This is a genomic window from Streptomyces sp. NPDC059567 (genome assembly GCF_042735655.1).
Classification (GTDB): domain Bacteria; phylum Actinomycetota; class Actinomycetes; order Streptomycetales; family Streptomycetaceae; genus Streptomyces.
On record NZ_JBHWBS010000046.1, the window covers coordinates 40,955 to 56,456 of the forward strand.

Genomic DNA, 15,502 nt, shown 5'->3' on the forward strand with positions numbered 1-15,502 from the left:
TGTCAGTTCTTCGTGATACCAGGCCCGTCGGCGCCGCCCGCGCCGCCGGCCGTGTTCCCGAAAGCCTGCCCGGCGTCAGCGGTGAGCACGACCTCCTTGGCCGCGGCGTCGGGGGCGAGGATCCCGGTCTTGGCCCGGCGGCCCCGCTTCTCGATCCAGGTGGCGAGCGCGGAGAGCGCCAGACAGAGCGCGATGTAGATGGCGCCGAAGACGACGATCGTGGAGACGTACGGGTACTGACCGTTGACCTGCGTGTTGGAGGCGATCAGGCGGGCCGAGTACAGAAGCTCGGGGTAGAGGATCACGAAGCCGAGCGAGGTGTCCTTCAGGGTGACCACCAGCTGGCTGATGATCGTCGGCAGCATCGACCTGACGGCCTGCGGCATCAGGACGCTCATCATGACCTGGGACTTGCTCATGCCCAGGGCGTACGCGGCCTCGCGCTGCCCCTTCGGCACGGCGTTCACGCCGGCCCGGAGCACCTCGGCCTGGACGCAGCCGTTGTAGATCGACAGACCGATGGCCAGCGCCCACAGCGAGTAGTCGATCAGGAAGGCGAACCACACCGCGAAGATCGTGATCAGCAGCGGGATGGAGCGGAAGACCTCGATGAAGACGGTGGCCACCACGCGGACCGGCGTGTGGTCGGAGAGCCGGGCCACGGCCAGCAGCACACCGAGGACGAGTGAGCCGACGGCCGCGAGGCCGAACGCCTTGAGGGTGGCGACGAGCGCGTCGGCGATGTTCTGCCGGATGCCCGCGTAGTTGAAGATGTCCCACATCGCGGGGTCGAGGTGCCCCTTGTCGGCCAGCCTGACCACGCTGACGGCGAGGAGCGCGATGATGGCGAGGGTGCCCACGACTGCGTAGATCCGGTTGCGGACACGCGCCTTGGGGCCCGGGGTGTCGAAGAGAACGCTGGCACTCATCGGGCGACCTCCATGCGGCGCTCAAGGAGACGGAAGATCCCGCTGATGGTGAAGGTGACGACGAGGTACGCCAGGGCCACCCACAGGAAGATGGCGCCGATGGCGTAGCCCTGCTCGCTCGTCAGCGTCTGCCAGCCGAAGAGTTCGGTGACGCTGAACGCGCCCGCGATGGCCGAGTTCTTGGTGAGCGCGATGAAGATCGAGCTCAGCGGGGGCAGTACGGTCCGGGTGGCCTGCGGCAGCACGATCATCCGCAGCGTCTGCGAGAAGGTCATGCCGAGCGATCGGGCGGCCTCCGCCTGCCCGATCGGCACCGTGCTGATGCCGGAGCGGACCGCCTCGCAGATGAACGCGGAGGTGTAGAAGCCCAACGCGAGCGAACCCAGCACGAAGGGGCTCATGCCCGGGAACAGGATCTCCGGGACGACGAAGAACGAGACGAGGAAGAGCAGCGTCAGCGGGGTGTTGCGCAGCAGCGTCACCCAGGCGGTTCCGAAGAAGCGCAGCGGGGGGATGGGCGAGACCCGGAAGCCGGCGATGACGATGCCGAGGACCAGCGCGATGACCGAGCTGACGGCGGTGATCGACACGGTTCCTATGAAGCCGTCGCGGAACTCCGGGAAATGGTCGAGCAGTACGTTCATGAGGTCTCCGCGTCGGCGGTCAGCGGCCTACGGACAAGGCGGACGGGCATGGCAGGGGCGGGCGTGCGCGCGCAGGGGGAGCGGCGCCCCGTACTCCCGTACGGGGCGCTCGACTTCAGGCGTGGATCAGTAGCGGACGAGCGCCGGCGGCTCGGTGTAGGTGGAGCCGGACAGACCCAGAGTCGCCTCGTAGATCTTCTTGTACGTGCCGTCCTTGATGTTCGCCTCGAGGATGTCGCTGATCTTGTCGCGCAGGACCTTGTCGTCCTTGTTCATGCCGACGCCGTAGGGCTCCTCGGTGAACGGCTTGCCCACGACCTTGAGCTTGCCGGCGTTGGCGGCGGCGTAGCCCTTGAGGATCGCGTCGTCGGTGGTGACGGCGTCGACCTGCTTGGTGAGCAGCTGCTGCACGCAGTCGGAGTACTTGCCGAGCTCGACGGTCTGGGCGCCGTACTCGGGCTTCTTGATCTCCTGCAGCGGGGTGGAGCCCGTGATGGAGCAGACCTTCTTGCCCTTGACGGACTGCGGGCCGGTGATCGAGGTGTCGTCCTTGCGGACCAGGAGGTCGGCGCCGGCCTTGTAGTACGGGCCCGCGAAGCCGACCTGCGCCTTGCGCTTGTCGTTGATCGTGTACGTGCCGACGTAGTAGTCGATCTTGCCCGCCGAGATCGTCGACTCACGGGACTTGGAGTCGATGGTCTCCCACTCGATCTTGTCCTCGGTGAAGCCGAGACCCGCCGCGATCATCTTGGCGATCTCGACGTCGAAGCCGGACCGCTCCTTGGTGGCCTGGTCCTCGAAGCCCAGGTACGGCTGGTCGGCCTTGGAGCCGATCAGCAGCTTGCCGCGCTTCTGCGCGTCCTTGAAGGTGGGCGACTCCAGCTTCACATCGGTGGCGACGATGTACTTGGGGAGCTGGGGGGCGCTCGAGTCGCCGGGCTTCACGGCGGGCTTGTCGCCGGCCGAGCCCTCCTTGCCACCACAGGCGGTCGCGGTGAGCGCGAGAACGGCGACGGCCACGGCCGCGGACTTGCGGAGCTTCATGGTGAACATCCCTTGGTTCGTGGGTTGTTGGTCGGCAGGGTGAATCATGGGGGCTGACCGTCGTCAGTGGTGCAGGATTTTCGAAAGGAAGTCCTTCGCCCGGTCGCTGCGCGGGTTGCTGAAGAACTCGTCCGGCGTGGCCTGCTCGACGATCTTGCCGTCCGCCATGAACACCACGCGGTTGGCGGCGGAGCGGGCGAAACCCATCTCGTGGGTGACGACCACCATCGTCATTCCGTCGCGCGCCAGCTGCTGCATGACCTCGAGGACCTCGTTGATCATCTCGGGGTCGAGCGCAGACGTCGGCTCGTCGAACAGCATGACCTTCGGGTCCATCGCCAACGCCCGTGCGATCGCCACGCGTTGCTGCTGACCGCCGGAGAGCTGCGCCGGGTACTTGTCGGCCTGCGTGCCGACACCCACCCGGTCGAGCAGCGCGCGGGCCTTGGCCTCGGCCGCCCCCTTGACGGTCCTGCGGACCTTCACCTGCCCCAGCATCACGTTCTCGAGCACGGTCTTGTGCGCGAAGAGGTTGAACGACTGGAACACCATGCCGACGTCGGCGCGAAGCCGGGCCAGCTCCTTGCCCTCCTGGGGCAGCGGCCGGTCGTCGATGGTGATGGTGCCGGAGTCGATCGTCTCCAGGCGGTTGATCGTGCGGCACAGCGTGGACTTACCGGACCCGGAGGGTCCGATGACGACCACGACCTCGCCACGGGCGATGGTCAGGTCGATGTCCTGGAGCACATGCAGCGCGCCGAAGTGCTTGTTCACGTTGGACAGCACGACCAGGTCGCCCGCCGCCGCTACGGCGTCTTCCGAGCCCTTGGTCACTGACACTCCGCTCATCGGCTCTTGCTCCGTCCTCCTCGGTTGGGGAGGACACTAGGCACGCGGTGCTACCAGCGTCATTACATCTGAGCGGAAATTGAGGATAACGATACGGCCGCATCCGGACACACTGCGTGAAGAGGACGCCCGGTGGCGTACCGGGTGCATAACAGAAACCCCGGGGTAACAGGGGGACACTTGACTGTGACGGCGACCATCGGCGTTCATGCGTTGGTACACCCTGGTACACAGATAGCCATCACCGTCACACGATCACGAAGCCACCGGAGGGGGGCCATGAGACTTCTGCTCGTCGAGGACGACGACCACGTCGCCGCGGCCCTGTCCGCCGTACTGGCGAAGCACGGGTTCACGGTCACGCACGCCCGCAACGGCGAGGAGGCGCTGCAGGCGGTCCTGCCCGCCGCGCACGGAGAACGCCCTTCGTACGGAGTGATCCTGCTCGACCTCGGCCTGCCCGACCAGGACGGGTACCAGGTCTGCGGCCGGATCCGTAAGCTCACCGCCACTCCCGTGATCATGGTGACGGCGCGGGCCGACGTGCGCTCCCGCATACACGGACTCAATCTCGGGGCCGACGACTACGTGGTCAAGCCGTACGACACCGGCGAACTGCTCGCTCGGATCCACGCGGTCAGCCGACGTACGGCCGGTGGAGACGAGTCCGGCGCGGCCGGCGACGACGCGGCCCTGCGGCTCGGCGCCGTCGTCATCGAGCTGCCCACGCGCCGGGTAAGCGTCGACGGCGCCCCCGTACAGCTCACCCGCAAGGAGTTCGATCTGCTGGCCCTGCTCGCCCAGCGGCCCGGTGTGGTCTTCCGGCGCGAACAGATCATCAGCGAGGTCTGGCGCACCAGTTGGGAAGGGACCGGCCGCACGCTCGAGGTGCACGTCGCCTCGCTGCGCTCCAAGCTGGCGATGCCCGCCCTGATCGAGACCGTGCGTGGCGTCGGCTACCGCCTGGTCGTCCCTGCCGCGTAGCCGCCCGGGTCACACGTGCGCACTCGACTTCTCCCGCTCCTCCTCGTCCTGATGGCCGGGGTGCTGCTCGCCCTCGGCTTCCCGCTCGCCGCCAGCCTGGCCGCGGCCGAGCAGCAGCGGGTGATCGTCGACCGGCTCGACGACGCGGCGCGGTTCGCCGCGCTCGCGCAGTTCGTCAGCGAGACCGACCCGGGAATCGACGAGCGCCGTACGACCCTCCGCGGCGAACTCGACAGCTACCACGACGTGTACGGCATTCGTACCGGCATCTTCTACCGCGACTACCGGGCCATGGCCGCGGCGCCCTCGGACTGGGGCGTACCCGAGGAGGGGGAGGGCCGTCGCGCGTTCCAGGAGGCGCTGCTCGGCCGCCGCAGCCACGACCCGCCGCAGGTCTGGCCCTGGCAGCCGAACGCCCGCCTCATCATCGCCTCGCCCGTCGTACGGGACGGGGACGTCGTCGCCGTCGTGGTCACCGACTCGCCCACCGGGCAGCTGCGTTCGCGCATCCTGCACGGCTGGCTGATCATCGCCGCGGGCGAGTTCGCCGCGATGCTGCTCGCCGTCGGCGCCGCCTTCCGGCTCACCGGCTGGGTGCTGCGACCGGTCCGGGTCCTGGACGCCGTCACCCACGACATCGCCACCGGTCGGATGAACTCCCGGGTGGCCGAGGCGGGTGGACCGCCCGAACTGCGCCGGCTGGCCCGCTCGTTCAACGAGATGGCCGACAACGTCGAGGACGTGCTGGAGCAGCAGCGGGCCTTTGTCGCCGACGCCTCCCACCAGTTGCGCAACCCGCTCTCCGCGCTGCTGCTGCGCATCGAGCTGCTCGCCCTCGAACTGCCCGAGGGGAACGAGGAGATCGCCTCCGTACGCACCGAGGGCAAGCGGCTCGCGCAGGTCCTCGACGACCTGCTGGACCTGGCGCTCGCCGAGCACGCGGCCGCGGACCTGCGGTTGACCGACATCGGCGCGCTGGCGGCCGAGCGGATGTCCGCCTGGCGGCCGCTCGCCGAGGAGAAGGGCGTACGGCTGAGCGGCGAGCGGCGCGCCGTGACGGCGTGGGCGGACCCGGTGGCGCTCTCCAGCGCGCTCGACGCGGTGATCGACAACGCGCTGAAGTTCACGCCGGCGGGCGAGGAGGTGTCCGTCGCCGTCGCGTCCGGTGGAGACACCTGCACGATCGTGGTCGCGGACCACGGCCCCGGGCTGACGAGCGAGGAGCTCGAACGGGTCGGCGACCGCTTCTGGCGCAGCAACCGCCACCAGAACATCAAGGGCTCGGGCCTGGGCCTGTCCATCTCCCGCGTCCTGCTGGCGGCGGGGGGCGGCTCGATCGCGTACGCACCTAACGAGCCCCACGGGCTACGGGTGACGGTCACGGTGCCGAGGACGGGGCCGCAGGGGCGGTGAGCGTGCTGGGGGCCGTCTGAGGGTTACTCGACGGCTTCACGGAGCTTTACGGCTTCATGGAGCTTTGCGGCGTCATGGAGCTTTGCGCCCTACGGCTTCATGGAGCTTTGCGGCGTCATGGAGCTTTACGGCTTCCGGAGGCTTACGGCTTCACGGAGCGGTAGTAGCGCTGGGCGCCCTCGTGCAGGGCCAGGGGCTCCGTGTAGATGGCGGTCCGCAGATCCACCAGCTGGGCGGGGTGCACCTGGCCGCCGATCCGGTCCCGGCTTCTGATCACCGTGCGGGTGAAACCCTCCACGAGCGACGAATCCGACGCGTCGGTGGTCACCAGAAGGTTCGCCACCGCGAGCGTCTCCACCGGCTGTCCGTCCTGCGCACGGGCGTAGGCGTCGGCCGGGATGACGGCGGAGCGGTAGTGGCGGTTCGACTCGCCGACGTCGTGCAGGTTGTCGATCAGCGTCGCGTCCAGCGGAACGAGCCGTACCGGAAAGCGCTCGGAGAGCGCCTGGACGGCTTGGGTAGGCAGACCGCCCGACCAGAAGAACGCGTCCAGCTCTCCGCGCTCCAGAAGGCCCGGCATCGTGTCGATGCCGGCCGACACCGGCTCGATGTCGACGTCGGGGGTGAGGCCGCCCGCCGCGAGGACGCGGTCCGCGATGAGCCGGACCCCGGAGCCCTCCTGACCGACGCCGACCCGCAGCCCGCGCAGGTCGGCGACCGACCGCACGGGGGCGTCCTTGCGGACGACGAGCTGTACGTAGTCGTCGTAGAGGCGCGCGCAGCCGCGCAACTGCTCGAAGCCGGGCTTCCGGTCCCGCTGGTACTGCGCCACGGCATCGGAGGTCGCGATGGTGAAGTCCGCCTCGCCGGATGCCAGCCGCGCGAGGTTCTGCTGGGAGCCCTCGCTGTTCCGGAGCGTTATCGAGACGTCCGGCAGATCGCGGGCGAGGGCCTGCTGCAGCAGCTCGCCGTACCGCTGATAGACGCCGGTGGGGACGCCGGTACTGAACGCGACCCGCCCACTGGGTGCGGGCGTACCGAAAGGAACCAGCCACCAGACGAGCAGCCCGCACACCACCAGAACCGCCGCCGACACCGTGAGAAGGCGACGACGGACGGAACGGGAGAGCGAATCGAGCATGGCGCGATCCTGCCAGCTCGAAGGCCACCCTGGCCAGGCCGGCCGTCGGGGGCCCGGCCGGGGCGGTGCCCCCACACCCCGCCGTGGGCCGCCAGGGCGGGGCGGCGGCCGCCGCCCAGGCGGAGCCGGCGGCTACGGACGAGTGGGGCTCGGCCTCACGACGACGCTCCACCCGGGACCGGCACTGCCTCGTGCAAGAGGTTCAGGAGGGCCTTGGCGGCAGGGCCGGAAGGGCCCTCAGTACGCCAGGCCAGAGCCACCCGGCCACGCGCGCGTGGATCGGCCAGTGGCCGGAGCCGTAGCCCTGACGCCCCCGCCGTCTCCTCCGGACGCCCCGGAACCACCGCCACCCCCAGCCCCCGCGCCGCCAGCCGCGCCAGCAGCTGAGGCGCCGCCGCCTCGAAGGCCACATGCGGGGCGAAGCCCGCCTCCCCACAGAGCCGGTCGACAACCCCACGCACCCCCGTCCCCCGCGGCAGACAGATCAGCCGCCGACCGCGCAACGCGGAGACCGGCAGCTCTCCCTCCTCGTCCGCCAGCACGTCGCCCGGAGCCATCGCGGCGACCAGCGGCTCGTCGACCACCAGCCGCAGCGTGAGCCCCGGCAGCGGCCCCGCCTCCGCAAGCCCGACCAACGCGATGTCGAGCTCACCGGCCCGCAGGGCCCCCAGCATCCGCTCCGACGTGTCCTCGGTGAGTGCGATCTCCACCTCGGGATGCGAGGCATGGAAGCCGGCCAGCAGCCCCGCCATGTCGAACTCGTGCATGGCGGCCCCGGACACGAGCCCGATCGCCACCCGCCCGCGCAGCAGCCCGGTGAACTCGGCGACCGTCTCCCGTACCGCGTCGCCGGCGGCCAGCGCCGCCCGCGCGTACGGCAGGACCGCCGCGCCCACCGCCGTCGGCGTCACCGTGCGCCCCGACCGGTCGAGAAGCCGTTGGCCCAGCTCACGCTCCAGCTGCCCGATCTGCGCGCTGACGCCCGGCTGCGCCACATGGAGGCGGGCGGCGGCCCGGGTGAAATTCGCCTCCTCGACCACCGTCACGAAGTACCGCAGCTGCCGAAGTTCCATAACCAGTGATTCTAGGAACCAGATGATCCGTGTCTTGGACTTATGGAGGTCCCCAGCCCAGGCTGAAGCCATGGGAATCAGAGACGACATCGCCGCCGAACGCCGCGAGCTCGCCGCCGTCCTCGGCGCCCTCACCGAGGCGCAATGGGACGCGCCCAGTCTCTGCGCGGGCTGGCGGGTACGGGAGGTGGCCGCCCACATGACCATGGCCATGCGCCACTCCGTCCCCCGCATCGCCGCCGAGCTCGTCAGGTCTCGCGGCAGCCTCGACCGCATGGCCGACCGTCTCGCCCGCCACGACACCGCCGCCCTGACCGCGGAAGAGCTGGCCGTCTCCCTGCGCGACAACGCCGACCACCCCTGGAAGCCGCCGGTCGGCGGCCACGCGATGGCGCTCGCCCACGACGTGATCCACGGCCTCGACATCACCGTCGCCCTCGGCCTCGACCGACGCGTACCGGCGGACCGCCTGCGCACCGTCCTCGCGCGGGTCACCCCCCGAGGCGCCCGCTTCTTCGGAGCCGGCCTCGACGGGATCGCCCTCCGTGCCGACGACCTCGACTGGTCCTTCGGCAGCGGTACGCCGGTGACCGGCGACGCACAGGATCTGCTGCTCCTCGCCTTCGGCCGTCGGCTGCCCGGCGGCCGATTGGATGGCGCGGGGGCGGAGCGCTTCGTCAGGGCATGACCGTCGAGGGGTCAGCGAGCCGTCCGCTCCGGCGCGGTGCGTCGAGGGTCACAGCTCGGCCGCCTGGCTCCTCAACCACCCGAGCAGGCCGGCGATCCGGCCGTCCTGCTCGGGCGGCTGCGGGCTCAGCAAGTGATAGCCCGTGCCGTCGGCGACCAGGCCGAACGGCGCCACCAGCTGTCCGCGCATCAGATCGTCATGGACGAGCGCGTACGGACCGATGGCGACACCCACTCCCGCGACGGCCGCCTGCAACGCCAGGTAGAAGTGCTCGAAGGTCTGCTCCGCGCCGGCCTCCACCCTCCGACGCGTCAGACGCTGCCAGTCCTCCCACGCCCGCGGCCGGGTGCTGGTGTGCAGAATCGTCACGCCGACGACTCCGCCCTTGCCCGTCACCCGCTCCGCCATCTCCGGACTGCAGACCGGACCGATCCGTTCCATGAACAACGGAGAGCGGCTCACGTCCTCCGGTACGGGAAAGTCGTCGCGGCGCAGCGCGACGTCGATGGTGTCCCGTTCGAACGACACGGGCCCACCGCCCGCCGACAGATGCACGGTGAGACCGGGCACCTGGACGGCGAGGTCCGGCAGGCGGGGGATGAGCCAGCGCATGAGCAGCGTGGGCTCGCAGGACAGCGCGAGCGGGCCACCGCGTTCCCGGCGCGAGACCTCCCGCGCGGCGGTGTCGATCTGATCGAGCGCGTCGCGGACGGCGGCCGCCAGGCGACGCGCCTGCGGTGTGGGACGCAGGGACCGGGTCCCCCGCTCGAAGAGGGTGACGCCCAGGGACTTCTCCAGGTTCTGGATCTGACGGCTGACCGCGCCGTGCGTGACATGGAGTTCCTGGGCGGCCCGGGTCATGCTCGCGTGCCGCACGGTCGCCTCGAAGGGCAGCAGGGAGTTCAGCGGAGGAAGGTCGGGCCAGCGCATGTGTGAAATCTACTCACAGATCGGGTGAGAAGGAATCGCTTGTCCAGCGGCTTTCCGGGCCTCAGTGTTGATGTCGTCACCGGTCGGCGATCCGAGGAGGACGACGCATGAGGGTGGGACCCCAGGACGATCCCGTTTCGAGCATCACTGTGCTCGCGGACGATCTCACCAGCGCCGGCGACGGCGCGGCGCCGTTCCGCAGGGCCGGACATCACGCGAAGGTCCTGCTGTCCACTGCCGCCGAGGGTGATGCCGGTTCCAGCGACGGGAACGTGTACGAAGCGGGCGCGGCGGCCACCGACGGTGTCGTCGCCGTCGACCTCGGCAGCCGATTGCTGGACGAGCCGGCGGCCGTGACCCGGGCCGAACGGGCCGCTCGTCGGTTCGCGACGGCGGATCTGCTGGTCAAGACCGTCGACTCCACACTGCGGGGGCACGTGGCTGCCGAGATCCGCGCAGCCCACGCCGGTTCGGGCCGACGGGCGGTCGTCGTCGCGCCCGCGTTCCCGGCCGAGGGAAGGACCACGGTCCGCGGGATCCAGCATGTGCACGGCGTACCGGTGCACGACACGGATTTCGCCCGAGACCCGGCCCACCCGGTGCGCTGCTCGGACCTCGCGCGGCTGCTGCCGGAGGCCGAGCACCTGGAGCCGGACCAGTTCGAGAAGCTGCCCGAACTGATCGGCCAGGGTGGCGTGTTCGTCTGCTCGGCGGCCACGGACGTCGATCTCGACCGTCTCGTCTCCTCGGCGCCCCGCGCCCGCGAGGCGCTCTGGGTCGGCTCCCCGGGCCTCGCCGCGGCTCTGGCCCGCCACCACTCCCGCACGCCGGAGGCCGCTCGCCCCGAGCTTCCCCGCGCCCGACGCCCACTGGTGGTCGTCGGCAGCGCGAACCCGGCCACCCGGCGCCAGCTGGACCGGTTGCGTACGAGAGCGGACGTGGCCGTCGCCGCTGCCGCCGACGATCCCACTGCCGCCGTCCACGCCTTGCGGCAAGCCTCCGCGCCCGTCCTCGTGGTCCACACACCCGACGAGCGCCGCACCACCTCCGGCTCCCTCACGGACGATCTGGCCCACGTGGTACGGGAATTGGCGACGGCCGGGACGGTCGACGGACTCGTGCTCACCGGCGGAGAGACCGCCGTGGCCGTGCTCGAAGCACTCAGGTCCGAGGGCATCGATCTGGTCGACGAGCCCGAGCCCGGAGTCGCGCGCGGAGTGCTGCTCAGCCCCCGCATTCCCGTTCTGATCAAAGCCGGCGGCTTCGGCGACGAGGGAACCCTCGACCGCCTGTGCCGCCTCCTCATGGAGGGCGGACCGGTCTCATGACGACACCCATGGGGTCGACACCCCTCGCGACGCCACCCATCGCCATCACCATGGGCGACCCGAACGGCATCGGGCCCGAGATCACCGTCAAGGCGTACGCCGACCCATGCCGTCGCCCCGCCGCCATCGTCATCGGCGACCCGGACTCCCTCGCCCGGGCCTGCCGCATCACGGGCACCGAGGTGACCGTGCGGCCGATCGACTCCGTGGCGGAGGCGATCCACAGCCCCGGAGTCATGAACGTCCTGGCGGAGGGCACGCTGCCCGCCGACATGACCCTCGGAACGGTCGACGCCCGCGCCGGGGCCGCTTCCTTCCAGTACGTACGCCGGGGCATCGAGCTCGCCCTCCGCGGCGAGGTCCGGGCCCTCACCACCGCTCCCATCAACAAGGAGGCACTTCGGTTGGCCGGGCTGCCCTACCCGGGGCACACCGAGATCCTCGCCGAACTCTCGGGCACGAGCGACTACGCGATGATGATGGCCAACGACGAGCTGCGGGTCGTGCTGGTCACCGTCCACCAGTCACTGCGCACCGCGCTCGACTCGCTCACCACCGCCCGCGAGCTGGAGATCATCCGGCTGACGCACCGTACGCTCCGTGCCGGGGGACGGACGGGCACTCGTCCCCGTATCGCCGTCGCCGCGCTCAACCCGCACGCGGGGGAGAACGGGCTCTTCGGACGCGAGGACCTCGACATCATCGAGCCGGCCGTTCGCGCCGCCCGGCGAGAAGGCATCGACGCCAGCGGCCCCTGGCCCGCCGACACGGTCTTCATGCGCGCCCGCGCCGGGGATTTCGACGCCGTCGTCGCGCAGTACCACGATCAGGGGCTGATACCCGTGAAGTACCTGGGCCTGGAGCACGGCGTCAACATCACCATCGGCCTGCCCTTCGTACGGACCAGCGTCGACCACGGCACCGCCTTCGACCTCGCCGGCCAGGGCACCGCCGACCACACCAGCCTGCTGACCGCGCTCCACCAGGCCGACGACCTCGCGGGCGCGGAGTCCGGCACCGCTGCCGCTGCCGGTACGGGGCCGTCGATGGCCGCGCCGACCGACACCTGACCCGATCGCTCCTGTCCTAGCCCCGCGGCCGCCCGCACGGTCCGAGCCGGCAATGTGCCCCGACCGCACCGAGGCCCGACCGCACCCGAACTGGCGCGGGCACCGCACCGCACCACGACGCGCCCCCTGGCATCCGCCCGCACTGCCACCGCGCCACCGGGCCCGCCCAGGCACCGCGCCTACCCGCCCCGCCCCGCGTCTCCGCCCGGACCGCCACCGCGCCCGCAACCCAACGCCGCGCCTACCCGCCCCCGCCCGCACCGGCCCGCCCAGACCCGGAGGACCCTCGCCGTGGACTTCATCTTCATGCTCACCCGTGACGACCGGACCGTCACCGACTGCCTCGACGTGCTCGACGCCGTCCGTGACCTCGGCATCGCCCACATCGGCTTCAAGGACATAGGAGTCGAGCCCGGCACACTCGCCCGCCTCCACCGGCAGATCAAGGACATGGGCGCCACCAGCTACCTGGAGGTCGTCAGCACCACGCGCGAGCAGGCCCTCGCCTCGGTGAAGGCCGCGATCGACCTGGGCGTCGACCGGCTCATGGGCGGCACCTGGATCGACGAGACACAGGCCCTGCTCGCCGGAACCGGCATCGAGTACCTCCCCTTCGCGGGCGAACCGCTCGGTCACCCCACCAGCCTGGGCGGCGATCCGGCCCGGATCGCCGACGACTGCCGCCGAGCCGAGGCGGCGGGATGCGCGGGCGTGGACCTCCTCGCCTACCGGGCCACGGACGCCGACCCGCTCGCCCTCGTCCGGGCCGCCCGGGCCGCGACCGCCGGCCGGCTCGTGGTGGCGGGCAGCATCACCTCGGCCGCTCAGATACAGGCCCTCGCGGACGCCGGGACCGACGCCTTCACCATCGGCTCCGCCGCCTTCAGCGGCTCCCTCCGGCCCGACGCGGGAACGCTCCGGTCCCAGCTGGCCGCCGCCGTCGAGGCCACCGCCACGGCGGTGGGCTGACGGTAGGCGGCGGCGACCCGGCGGCCTTCGGACCGTCCGGCGGCGGCTCGGGGCGGGGCAATGCTCGGCACCGCATACCCTTGTTCCATGACCAGCAGCGACCGGAGCCAGACAGTGGACGTCCAGCGAACCTACGAAGTGCGCACCTACGGGTGCCAGATGAACGTCCACGACTCCGAGCGGCTCTCCGGTCTGCTGGAGGACGCCGGTTACGTCCGTGCCCCCGAGGGCTCCGACGGCGACGCCGACGTCGTCGTCTTCAACACCTGCGCCGTCCGTGAGAACGCCGACAACAAGCTGTACGGCAACCTCGGCCGGCTCGCCCCGAGGAAGACCACGCGCCCGGGCATGCAGATCGCCGTCGGTGGCTGTCTCGCCCAGAAGGACCGCGACACCATCGTCAAGAAGGCCCCCTGGGTCGACGTCGTCTTCGGCACGCACAACATCGGCAAGCTGCCGGTCCTCCTGGAGCGCGCCCGCGTCCAGGAGGAGGCCCAGATCGAGATCGCCGAGTCGCTGGAGGCCTTCCCCTCCACGCTGCCGACCCGCCGCGAGTCCGCGTACGCCGCCTGGGTCTCGATCTCCGTCGGCTGCAACAACACCTGTACGTTCTGCATCGTCCCGGCGCTGCGCGGCAAGGAGGAGGACCGTCGCCCCGGCGACATCCTCGCCGAGATCGAGGCCCTGGTCGCCGAGGGCGTCTCGGAGATCACCCTGCTCGGCCAGAACGTCAACGCGTACGGATCCGATCTGGGCGACCGCGAGGCCTTCTCCAAGCTGCTCCGCGCCTGCGGGGACATCGAGGGCCTGGAGCGGGTCCGCTTCACCTCGCCGCACCCCCGCGACTTCACCGACGACGTCATCGCGGCCATGGCCGAGACCCCGAACGTGATGCCGCAGCTCCACATGCCGCTGCAGTCCGGCTCGGACACCGTCCTGAGGGCGATGCGCCGCTCGTACCGGCAGGAGCGGTTCCTCGGCATCATCGAGAAGGTGCGCGCGGCCATCCCGCACGCCGCCATCTCCACCGACATCATCGTGGGCTTCCCCGGCGAGACCGAGGAGGACTTCGAGCAGACGATGCACACGGTCCGCGAGGCACGCTTCGCCAACGCCTTCACCTTCCAGTACTCCAAGCGTCCCGGGACCCCCGCGGCCGAGATGGACGGGCAGATCCCCAAGGAGGTCGTGCAGGCGCGCTACGAGCGTCTCGTCGCCCTCCAGGAGGAGATCTCCTGGGAGGAGAACAAGAAGCAGGTCGGCCGGACCCTGGAGGTCATGGTCGCCGAGGGCGAGGGCCGCAAGGACGGCTCCACGCACCGCCTCTCCGGCCGCGCCCCCGACAACCGGCTCGTCCACTTCACCAAGCCGGATGCGGAGGTCCGCCCGGGCGACGTGGTGACCGTCGAGATCACCTACGCCGCCCCGCACCACCTGCTCGCCGAGGGCCCGACGACGTCCGTGCGTCGTACCCGCGCCGGCGACGCCTGGGAGAAGCGCACCGCGGCGGACGCCGCCAAGCCGGCGGGCGTCCTGCTCGGCATGCCGAAGATCGGCGTGCCGGAGCCGCTGCCCGCGGCCGCCGCCCCGGCCTGCGGCAGCCACTGACACCGGAGTGAGCCACCGAACCCGTCCCGGCTCGGTGGCGGGGGACCGGAGGTCGTCGCAGTAGGCTGCGGATCATGCTTGTCGCCGCAGCTGTGTGCCCCTGTCCTCCCCTGCTCGTGCCCGAGGTGGCGGCCGGGGCCGCCGGTGAACTCGACGCGGCCCGTACGGCCTGTTCCGACGCCGTCGGGCTGCTCGCCGCCTCCCGGCCCGACCGCCTCTATGTCGTCGGTCCCGCCGACGAGAGCGCACGCGGACCGTTCCCCGCCGGTTCGGCCGGCAGTTTCGCCGGCTTCGGCGTCGACCTCTCCGTACGGCTCGGCGACGGATCGGCCGGAGAGCGGCCGCTGCCGGCCTCCCTCGCCGTCGCCGCCTGGCTCCTGGAGCGCACCGACTGGGCCGACGCGCCCGTCGAGGGTCTCGGCGTCGGCGAACGCCTGGAGACCGCGGCCTGCGTCTCCACCGGCCGGGAGCTGGCCGCCACGGCGGACCGCGTCGCGCTGCTCGTGATGGGCGACGGCAGCGCCTGCCGGACCCTCAAGGCCCCCGGCTATCTGGACGAGCGTGCCGCCGCGTTCGACGCGGAGGCCGCCCGGGCCCTGGGCTCCGCGGACGTGGACGCCCTCTTGGGGCTGGACGAGAACCTCGCCTACGAGCTGAAGGCGGCCGGCCGGGCCCCCTGGCAGCTCCTCGCGGGCGCCGCGGAAGGCGCGGGCCTCGACGGCAGGCTGCTGTACGAGGACGCGCCGTACGGCGTCGGCTACTTCGTGGCCGCCTGGTCGTAGACGGCTCCCCGGAACACGGAACGGCGGACGGCCGCGGAGCTGAGTGCTCC

The 15,502-nt window shown here is 71.1% G+C and carries 15 protein-coding genes; 8 read left to right on the plus strand and 7 right to left on the minus strand.

Annotated elements, in window-relative coordinates; all coding sequences use genetic code 11:
* Positions 1-2 precede the first annotated feature (2 nt).
* The 4 genes from ACFVZW_RS21155 to ACFVZW_RS21170 form a co-directional block, all read right to left on the minus strand.
* A complete protein-coding gene (locus ACFVZW_RS21155; protein ID WP_384523429.1) occupies positions 3-929 on the minus strand; it encodes an amino acid ABC transporter permease in 927 nt (308 codons plus the stop codon).
* Positions 926-1,573 carry an amino acid ABC transporter permease gene (locus tag ACFVZW_RS21160; RefSeq protein WP_384523431.1) on the minus strand — a complete coding sequence of 216 codons (648 nt, stop codon included), beginning with the start codon at positions 1,571-1,573 and terminating at the stop codon, positions 926-928. The genes ACFVZW_RS21155 and ACFVZW_RS21160 overlap by 4 nt, the downstream gene beginning before the upstream one ends.
* A gap of 126 nt (positions 1,574-1,699) precedes the next feature.
* The gene (locus ACFVZW_RS21165; RefSeq protein WP_384523433.1) at positions 1,700-2,617 is read right to left on the minus strand and encodes a glutamate ABC transporter substrate-binding protein; all 918 of its coding nucleotides are present in this window, start codon (positions 2,615-2,617) and stop codon (positions 1,700-1,702) included.
* A gap of 63 nt (positions 2,618-2,680) precedes the next feature.
* Positions 2,681-3,466: an amino acid ABC transporter ATP-binding protein gene (locus tag ACFVZW_RS21170; RefSeq protein ID WP_384523435.1), complete on the minus strand. Its 786-nt coding sequence runs from the start codon at positions 3,464-3,466 to the stop codon at positions 2,681-2,683.
* A gap of 279 nt (positions 3,467-3,745) precedes the next feature.
* On the opposite strand from ACFVZW_RS21170, the gene ACFVZW_RS21175 reads away from it, so the two are divergent.
* Both ACFVZW_RS21175 and ACFVZW_RS21180 read left to right on the plus strand, forming a co-directional pair.
* Entirely contained in the window at positions 3,746-4,450 is a 705-nt protein-coding gene (locus ACFVZW_RS21175; RefSeq protein ID WP_384523437.1) for a response regulator transcription factor, read from the plus strand.
* A gap of 15 nt (positions 4,451-4,465) precedes the next feature.
* Positions 4,466-5,863 (plus strand): ATP-binding protein, encoded by a 1,398-nt coding sequence (locus tag ACFVZW_RS21180; RefSeq protein WP_384523439.1) that lies wholly within the window; start codon positions 4,466-4,468, stop codon positions 5,861-5,863.
* 142 nt (positions 5,864-6,005) lie between these two features.
* On the opposite strand, the gene ACFVZW_RS21185 is transcribed toward ACFVZW_RS21180, so the two are convergent.
* Both ACFVZW_RS21185 and ACFVZW_RS21190 read right to left on the minus strand, forming a co-directional pair.
* On the minus strand, positions 6,006-7,004 hold the full coding sequence (locus ACFVZW_RS21185) for a TAXI family TRAP transporter solute-binding subunit (RefSeq protein ID WP_384523441.1): 999 nt from the start codon (positions 7,002-7,004) through the stop codon (positions 6,006-6,008).
* Between the two features lie 155 nt (positions 7,005-7,159).
* The gene (locus tag ACFVZW_RS21190) at positions 7,160-8,077 is read right to left on the minus strand and encodes a LysR family transcriptional regulator (RefSeq protein WP_384523443.1); all 918 of its coding nucleotides are present in this window, start codon (positions 8,075-8,077) and stop codon (positions 7,160-7,162) included.
* Between the two features lie 70 nt (positions 8,078-8,147).
* Here ACFVZW_RS21190 and ACFVZW_RS21195 point away from each other — a divergent pair, with 70 nt between their 5' ends.
* Positions 8,148-8,765 (plus strand): maleylpyruvate isomerase family mycothiol-dependent enzyme, encoded by a 618-nt coding sequence (locus ACFVZW_RS21195; RefSeq protein WP_384523445.1) that lies wholly within the window; start codon positions 8,148-8,150, stop codon positions 8,763-8,765.
* A 48-nt stretch (positions 8,766-8,813) separates the two neighbouring features.
* Here the strand turns inward: ACFVZW_RS21195 and ACFVZW_RS21200 are convergent, their stop codons facing one another.
* Complete coding sequence (locus ACFVZW_RS21200; RefSeq protein WP_384523447.1) at positions 8,814-9,695, minus strand: LysR family transcriptional regulator; 882 nt, start codon at positions 9,693-9,695, stop codon at positions 8,814-8,816.
* A 107-nt stretch (positions 9,696-9,802) separates the two neighbouring features.
* On the opposite strand from ACFVZW_RS21200, the gene ACFVZW_RS21205 reads away from it, so the two are divergent.
* From ACFVZW_RS21205 to ACFVZW_RS21225, 5 genes are all read left to right on the plus strand, one after another.
* Positions 9,803-11,023, plus strand: a complete 1,221-nt coding sequence (locus tag ACFVZW_RS21205; RefSeq protein ID WP_384523449.1) for a four-carbon acid sugar kinase family protein — start codon at positions 9,803-9,805, stop codon at positions 11,021-11,023.
* Positions 11,024-11,031: 8 nt separating this feature from the next.
* A complete protein-coding gene (pdxA, locus tag ACFVZW_RS21210) occupies positions 11,032-12,093 on the plus strand; it encodes a 4-hydroxythreonine-4-phosphate dehydrogenase PdxA (RefSeq protein WP_384523451.1) in 1,062 nt (353 codons plus the stop codon).
* Positions 12,094-12,384: 291 nt separating this feature from the next.
* Positions 12,385-13,062 carry a HisA/HisF-related TIM barrel protein gene (locus ACFVZW_RS21215; protein WP_384523453.1) on the plus strand — a complete coding sequence of 226 codons (678 nt, stop codon included), beginning with the start codon at positions 12,385-12,387 and terminating at the stop codon, positions 13,060-13,062.
* Between the two features lie 87 nt (positions 13,063-13,149).
* Entirely contained in the window at positions 13,150-14,670 is a 1,521-nt protein-coding gene (miaB, locus tag ACFVZW_RS21220; protein WP_384523455.1) for a tRNA (N6-isopentenyl adenosine(37)-C2)-methylthiotransferase MiaB, read from the plus strand.
* A 74-nt stretch (positions 14,671-14,744) separates the two neighbouring features.
* Complete coding sequence (locus ACFVZW_RS21225; protein ID WP_384523457.1) at positions 14,745-15,452, plus strand: class III extradiol dioxygenase subunit B-like domain-containing protein; 708 nt, start codon at positions 14,745-14,747, stop codon at positions 15,450-15,452.
* Positions 15,453-15,502 lie beyond the last annotated feature (50 nt).

Coding starts and splice junctions, on each gene's coding strand:
- ACFVZW_RS21155 (WP_384523429.1), bottom strand. CDS start 929: ATGAGTGCCAGCGTTCTCTTCGACACCCCGGGCCCCAAGGCGCGTGTC.
- ACFVZW_RS21160 (WP_384523431.1), bottom strand. CDS start 1,573: ATGAACGTACTGCTCGACCATTTCCCGGAGTTCCGCGACGGCTTCATA.
- ACFVZW_RS21165 (WP_384523433.1), bottom strand. CDS start 2,617: ATGAAGCTCCGCAAGTCCGCGGCCGTGGCCGTCGCCGTTCTCGCGCTC.
- ACFVZW_RS21170 (WP_384523435.1), bottom strand. CDS start 3,466: ATGAGCGGAGTGTCAGTGACCAAGGGCTCGGAAGACGCCGTAGCGGCG.
- ACFVZW_RS21175 (WP_384523437.1), top strand. CDS start 3,746: ATGAGACTTCTGCTCGTCGAGGACGACGACCACGTCGCCGCGGCCCTG.
- ACFVZW_RS21185 (WP_384523441.1), bottom strand. CDS start 7,004: ATGCTCGATTCGCTCTCCCGTTCCGTCCGTCGTCGCCTTCTCACGGTG.
- ACFVZW_RS21190 (WP_384523443.1), bottom strand. CDS start 8,077: ATGGAACTTCGGCAGCTGCGGTACTTCGTGACGGTGGTCGAGGAGGCG.
- ACFVZW_RS21195 (WP_384523445.1), top strand. CDS start 8,148: ATGGGAATCAGAGACGACATCGCCGCCGAACGCCGCGAGCTCGCCGCC.
- ACFVZW_RS21200 (WP_384523447.1), bottom strand. CDS start 9,695: ATGCGCTGGCCCGACCTTCCTCCGCTGAACTCCCTGCTGCCCTTCGAG.
- ACFVZW_RS21205 (WP_384523449.1), top strand. CDS start 9,803: ATGAGGGTGGGACCCCAGGACGATCCCGTTTCGAGCATCACTGTGCTC.
- pdxA (WP_384523451.1), top strand. CDS start 11,032: ATGGGGTCGACACCCCTCGCGACGCCACCCATCGCCATCACCATGGGC.
- miaB (WP_384523455.1), top strand. CDS start 13,150: ATGACCAGCAGCGACCGGAGCCAGACAGTGGACGTCCAGCGAACCTAC.
- ACFVZW_RS21225 (WP_384523457.1), top strand. CDS start 14,745: ATGCTTGTCGCCGCAGCTGTGTGCCCCTGTCCTCCCCTGCTCGTGCCC.